We start from the raw sequence: 6,020 nt of genomic DNA on the forward strand, positions 1-6,020 counted from the left end.
CGAGCCCTCCCGCGAGCCTCCCGCTGAGCCCTCCCCCACGGCCGCGGCCTCGACCAGCGGCCTGCTGGCGCGGGAGGCGAGCAGCACCAGCCCCGCCCCGCCGGCCGCGCAGCCGGCGAACTGCAGCACGCCCACGGGCGCGGACCCCAGCAATCCGACCACCGGGGAGACGACGAGCAGCGACAGCAGCGCCGCCCCGCCCATCGTGACCACCAGCGGCACCCACGTCTCCCGCGAGCGGGCGGCGTGCAGGACGGCGACGTCGGCGCCGCCCAGGTGCAGGGTGCGGTACTGCGCGCGCGAGTCCAGCACCCGCGAGGCCTGCGTGACGCCCGTGGAGACGGCCGCCAGGACCGCGGCGATGACGAGGGTGACGGCCGCGCCGGTCCCGACGTCGGCCATCAGCACCTGCTCGCCCTCCTGCGCGCCGGCGGTCAGGCCGGGGGTCACGCTCAGGCAGCCGGCGACGAAGGTCACCAGCGAGATCCCGCCCACGCTGCGCCAGGTGCTCTTGGGGTCGTCGGCCATCCGGCGGGCCGCCAGCAGCGTCGGCACGCCGCGGGCCCGCCGCGCCAGCAGCCGGCCCAGCACGGACACGAGCAGCGGGCCGACGAGGTTGAAGAGCGCGAAGGCGCCGGCGAGCAGGCCGACCAGCACCAGTACCCCGAAGGCCTGCCCGACGCCGAAGAGCGCGCCGGCGGCGTTGAAGGCGGCCACGAAGGCGCCGCCGAGCAGCAGCACGGGCAGCACCCGCGCCCAGCTGAGCCCGGCGACCGGAAGGCGCTGCGCCACGCCGAGGGGGGTGATGGCCACCCGCCGCAGGCTCAGCGCGCACGAGAGCAGCGAGACCAGCAGCACCGCGCCCGCCGCGGCCAGCACCGCCCCCGGCCCCAGCCGCAGCTCGGCCGGCTCGAAGGCGCGGCCCTGGAAGCGCAGCAGCGCCACCGCGGGCGTGGCCAGCAGGTTGGCCACCACGCCGAGGGCGGCACCGGCGACGGCCTGCGCCGCCGCGTCCAGCAGGGCGATGAGCCCGATCTGGGCGCTGGTGGCCCCCGCCAGGCGCAGCCGCGCGAGCCGCTCGTCGCGGCGGGCGACGGTCAGGCGGGCCGCCGCCGCCCCCAGGGTGGCGGTGGGCACGAGCAGCAGGGCCACCGACACCCAGGACAGGAACGGGTAGGTCTGCGCGTCGGAGCCGGCGCCGGGGGCGGCCGCGCGCTCGGCGAAGGCCTGCACGCCCCCGGCGACCGTGAGCACCGACCAGGTGGTGACGGCGAAGGCCACGACGGCCAGCGCGCTCGGCAGCCGGCCGCCGCCGGAGCGGGTGCCCTGCACGTGCCGGGCCAGCGAGAGCCACAGCCGCAGCGCCCCCCTCACGGCTGCCCCGCCGCGGTCAGCGGGGCGCGGAACTCCTGCACGACGCGCCCGTCGCGCACGGCCAGCGTGCGCTCGCACCAGCGGGCGACCCCGGGGTCGTGGGTGACGACGACGAGGGCCGAGCCCTGGGCCCGGGCGGCGCCCGTCAGCAGCGCGAGGACCTCCTGGCCGGTGGCCTGGTCCAGCGCCCCGGTGGGCTCGTCGGCGAAGACGACCTCCGGGCGGCCGACGAGGGCGCGGGCGATGGCCACCCGCTGCGCCTGCCCGCCGGACAGCTGCCCCGGGCGGCGGCGCTCCAGCCCGGCCAGCCCCAGGCGGGCCAGCACCTCGCGGGCCCGCGCCGTGGCGCTCGCCCGGTCGGCGCCGCCGAGCAGCAGCGGCAGCGCCGCGTTCTCCTCCGCGGGCAGCTCCGCGAGCAGCTGGCCGGACTGGAAGACGAAGCCGAAGCCGGTGCGGCGCAGCTGCGTGCGCCGCGCGTCGCTCATCGCGGTGAGCTCGGTGCCGGCCAGCTCGACCGAGCCGGAGGTGGGGCGCACGATGCCGGCGAGCACGTGCAGCAGCGTCGTCTTGCCGGAGCCGGAGGGCCCCATGACGGCGACCGATTCCCCGGCGCGCAGGGTGACGTCGACGCCGTCGAGGGCGCGGGTGGAGCCGTAGGTCATGACCAGACCACGGGCGGTGAGGATGTCCATGGCCCGAGGCTGCCGGGAGAGCGGGCACCGGCGCGTCGGAGCGGGGGCGGAAGCGCCCGGGACGGGGTCCGCCCCCGGTCGTACGACCGGGGGCGGGACAGGTGGTGGAGATGGCGGGAATCGAACCCGCGTCCGTCAGCGTGGTACCAGGGCTTCTCCGGGTGCATCCTGTTCAGCGGTCTGCTCGGCCCCGATGCTCACACAGGCATGTCATCGCCGGGCCCAGCCGCGTTGATTGTCCCTCTCACCTACGCGACCTCGGTGAGAGGTGAGCCCCCTAGTCGATGCCAGGACCCGGGGCGGGAGCTCACCCGGGCTGACAGAGTCGCACTCGCTCAGGCGGCGAGGGCGAACTCGGTGCGCTTGGAATCGGCACCTATTGGTTTGCACGGAGCGTTGACGAGATGACCGTGCATCCTCGACCCGCTTCCCCTGGCTCGACGACCGACGTCGAAACCTGTCATCCCCTTGTTGAGTTGTCGCTGTCACCAGCAGTGCCAGCGTACACGTCAACGGCCCGCACCCGCCGGTTGTTCCCGGGCCCCGCGACGGGGCGGTCGCGGGGCGGCGGGCTCAGCGGTGCTGGCGCATCGACATGGCGCGCTCGGCCTCGCGGCGGTCCTGGCGCTCGCGCAGCGTGTGCCGCTTGTCGTAGTTCTTCTTGCCGCGGGCCAGGCCGATCTCGACCTTGACCTTGCCGTCGTTGAAGTACAGCGCCAGCGGCACGATCGTCAGGCCGGACTCGCGCACCTTGCCGGCCCACCTGTCGATCTCGGCGCGGTGCAGCAGCAGCTTGCGCTTGCGCCGCGGGGTGTGGTTGGTCCACGTCCCCTGCACGTACTCGGGGATGTGCACGCCCTCCAGCCACATCTCGCCGCGGTCGATGTGGGCGAACCCGTCGACCAGGGAGGCGCGGCCCATCCGCAGGGCCTTGACCTCGGTGCCCATGAGGCTGATGCCGGCCTCGTAGGTGTCGTCGATGAAGTAGTCGTGGCGCGCCTTGCGGTTGCTGGCGATCACCTTGCGACCGGTCTCGCGCGGCACGTCGCTCCTCCTCGGTGGTCTGCTCTGGTCCTCGGGCTGACCTTCGAGTCTAGACCTTCAGCCAGCGCCGCAGGCTGAACAGCGATGCGCCGATCGCGAACACCAGCCCGACGGCCAGGATGAGCGGCGCCGTCTGCCACAGCACGTCGTGGGTGTCGATGAGGCGGGTGGTGAAGCCCGGCCGCGCCCGCAGCCGCGCCACGCCGAAGTGCACCATCGCCCACAGCGCCGCCGAGGCCAGCAGCCCGCCCAGCAGGCTGGCGATGACGCCCTCCAGCACGAACGGGAGCTGGATCAGCGCGCGGGAGGCCCCGACCAGCCGCATGATCGTCGTCTCGCGGCGGCGGCTGAACGCCGTCAGCCGGATCGTCGTGGAGACGAGCATCACCGAGCACAGCAGCATGAGCGCGGCCAGGCCCAGGGCGATCTGGGTGGCCGTGCCCAGCACCGTGAACAGCGGCTCCAGGATCGCCCGCTGGTCGGGCACGTCCTCCACCCCGGCCGCGTCGACGAACTCCGCCGTCACCTCCTGGTAGCGGGAGGGGTCGGTCAGGCGCACCCGGAAGGACTCCGGCAGCTGCTCGGTGGTGACGTTGGCCGTGATGGAGGTGTCGTACATCTGCTGGAAGTTGCGGAAGGCGTCCGCCTGCGACTCGTAGAAGACCTCGTCCACGAGCGGGTCGGCCTGCAGCTGCGCGCGCAGCGCGTCGCGCTGGGACGCGGTGATCGCGCCCTCCGGGCACGCCTCGGCGGGGCTGTCCTCCCCGCACAGGAAGATCGAGACCTGCACGCGGTCGTACCAGTCGCCCTTGAGGATGGACACCTGCTGCTGCACGAGCAGCCCGGCGCCGAAGAAGAACAGCGACACCATGGTCACCAGGACGACCGACAGGGTCATCGTGATGTTGCGGCGCAGCCCGGCGAACATCTCGCCCAGGACGAACCCGACGCGCATCAGCGGCCCGACCCGTACACGCCGCGGTCCTCGTCGCGCACGACGCGGCCGTCGCGCAGCTCGACGACGCGCTTGCGCATCTGGTCGACGATGTCGTCGTCGTGGGTGGCCATCACGATCGTCGTCCCCGTGCGGTTGATGCGGTCCAGCAGCTTCATGATGCCGACGCTGGTCTCCGGGTCGAGGTTGCCGGTGGGCTCGTCGGCCAGCAGGATCGCCGGCCGGTTGACGAAGGCGCGGGCGATCGCCACCCGCTGCTGCTCACCGCCGGACAGCTCGTGCGGGCGGCGGCGCTCCTTGCCGCTCAGGCCGACCAGGCCCAGCGTCTCCGGCACCGTCTGGGCGATGACGTGGCGGGGCTTGCCGAGCACCTGCAGCGCGAAGGCGACGTTCTCGTAGACGGACTTGTCCGCCAGCAGCCGGAAGTCCTGGAAGACCACGCCGATCTGGCGGCGCAGCCCCGGGACCTTCCAGCTGCGCAGCCGGCCCACGTCGCGACCGGCGACCTGCACGGTCCCCCGGCTCGCCCGCTCCTCCTTCAGGACCAGCCGCAGGAAGGTCGACTTGCCCGAGCCCGAGGGGCCCACGAGGAAGACGAAGTCGCCGCGGTCGATCTGGAGGGTCACCTCGGCGAGCGCGGGGCGGTGCCCCTCGCCGTAGACCTTGCTGACCTGCTCGAAGGTGATCACTCGGTGGGTGGCCAGTCTCGGGGACGGGAGGGGGTGGTGCTGCCTGGCCGTCCTTCACTCTACGGTCCGCTGACGGTGCGCGACCGCACTGGTCCGTGCGGGTGAGGCCGCCCGGGTGGGGCGCTCAGTCCTCGCTCTGGCGGCGCCAGCGGATGCCGGCCTCCAGGAAGCCGTCGATGTCGCCGTCGAAGACGGCCTCGGCGTTGCCGACCTCGTGGTTGGTGCGCAGGTCCTTGACCATCCGGTACGGCTGCAGGACGTAGGAGCGCATCTGGTTGCCCCACGAGCCGGAGTCCTCGCCCTTGAGGGCGTCCAGCTCGGCCTGGCGGTCCTGGCGGGCCTTCTCCAGCAGCTTGGCCTGCAGCACGCGCATGGCCGCGGCCTTGTTCTGCAGCTGCGACTTCTCGTTCTGGCAGGTGACGACGATGCCGGTGGGGATGTGGGTCAGGCGCACCGCGGAGTCGGTGGTGTTGACCGACTGCCCGCCCGGGCCCGAGGAGCGGTACACGTCCACGCGCACGTCGTTCTCGGGGATGTCGATGTGGTCGGTCTCGGCCACCACCGGCAGCACCTCGACACCGGCGAAGGAGGTCTGGCGACGGCCCTGGTTGTCGAAGGGCGAGATGCGCACCAGGCGGTGGGTGCCCTGCTCGACGCTGAGGGTGCCGTAGGCGTAGGGCGCGGCGACCTTGAAGGTCGCCGACTTGATGCCCGCCTCCTCGGCGTAGGAGGTGTCGTAGACCTCCGTCTTGTAGTGCTTGCGCTCGGCCCAGCGCAGGTACATCCGCATGAGCATCTCCGCGAAGTCGGCGGCGTCCACGCCACCGGCCTCCGAGCGGATCGTCACCAGGGCCTCGCGGGGGTCGTACTCGCCGGAGAGCAGCGTGCGGACCTCCAGCTCCTCCAGCGACTTCTTGATGCTCGTCAGCTCCTCCTCGGCCTCGGCCAGGGAGTCGGGGTCGCCCTCGCCCTCGGCGAGCTCCACGAGCACCTCGAGGTCGTCGATGCGCGAGCCCATCTTCTCGATGCGGTCCAGCTCGGCCTGCACCGACGACAGCCGGCTGGTGACGCCCTGGGCGCTCTCGGGGTCGTCCCACAGGTCCGGCGCGGCCGCCTGCTCGTTGAGGTCGGCCAGCTCCTTGCGCAGCCCCTCGAGGTCCGACACCTCCCGGATCGACCCGTAGGTCGTGCGCAGGGCGGAGATCTCGGCGGGGAAGTCGGTGGCCACGACGTGCGAGTCTACGTCCGCCCGCCCCCTCCCCCGGC

6 protein-coding genes and 1 other RNA gene are annotated in these 6,020 nt (G+C 73.2%); all 7 read right to left on the reverse strand.

Annotated features, from left to right (window positions below; all coding sequences use genetic code 11):
• On the reverse strand, positions 1-1,374 hold a 1,374-nt coding region (locus GTQ99_RS18615; protein WP_166617217.1), incomplete at its 3' end, for an FtsX-like permease family protein.
• Positions 1,371-2,066 carry an ABC transporter ATP-binding protein gene (locus GTQ99_RS18620; RefSeq protein WP_166617218.1) on the reverse strand — a complete coding sequence of 232 codons (696 nt, stop codon included), beginning with the start codon at positions 2,064-2,066 and terminating at the stop codon, positions 1,371-1,373. The genes GTQ99_RS18620 and GTQ99_RS18615, both read right to left, overlap by 4 nt.
• 102 nt (positions 2,067-2,168) lie before the next feature.
• Positions 2,169-2,534, reverse strand: a transfer-messenger RNA (tmRNA) gene (ssrA, locus tag GTQ99_RS18625).
• A gap of 105 nt (positions 2,535-2,639) precedes the next feature.
• Positions 2,640-3,110: an SsrA-binding protein SmpB gene (gene smpB / locus GTQ99_RS18630; RefSeq protein WP_166617219.1), complete on the reverse strand. Its 471-nt coding sequence runs from the start codon at positions 3,108-3,110 to the stop codon at positions 2,640-2,642.
• Between the two features lie 49 nt (positions 3,111-3,159).
• Positions 3,160-4,065 (reverse strand): permease-like cell division protein FtsX, encoded by a 906-nt coding sequence (gene ftsX / locus GTQ99_RS18635; protein WP_166617220.1) that lies wholly within the window; start codon positions 4,063-4,065, stop codon positions 3,160-3,162.
• Positions 4,065-4,754, reverse strand: a complete 690-nt coding sequence (ftsE, locus tag GTQ99_RS18640) for a cell division ATP-binding protein FtsE (protein ID WP_166617221.1) — start codon at positions 4,752-4,754, stop codon at positions 4,065-4,067. Before ftsE ends, ftsX begins: the two co-directional genes overlap by 1 nt.
• 124 nt (positions 4,755-4,878) lie before the next feature.
• Positions 4,879-5,982 carry a peptide chain release factor 2 gene (gene prfB, locus GTQ99_RS18645; RefSeq protein WP_166617222.1) on the reverse strand — a complete coding sequence of 368 codons (1,104 nt, stop codon included), beginning with the start codon at positions 5,980-5,982 and terminating at the stop codon, positions 4,879-4,881.
• Positions 5,983-6,020 lie beyond the last annotated feature (38 nt).

This window comes from Kineococcus vitellinus (assembly GCF_009906315.1).
Lineage (GTDB): Bacteria > Actinomycetota > Actinomycetes > Actinomycetales > Kineococcaceae > Kineococcus > Kineococcus vitellinus.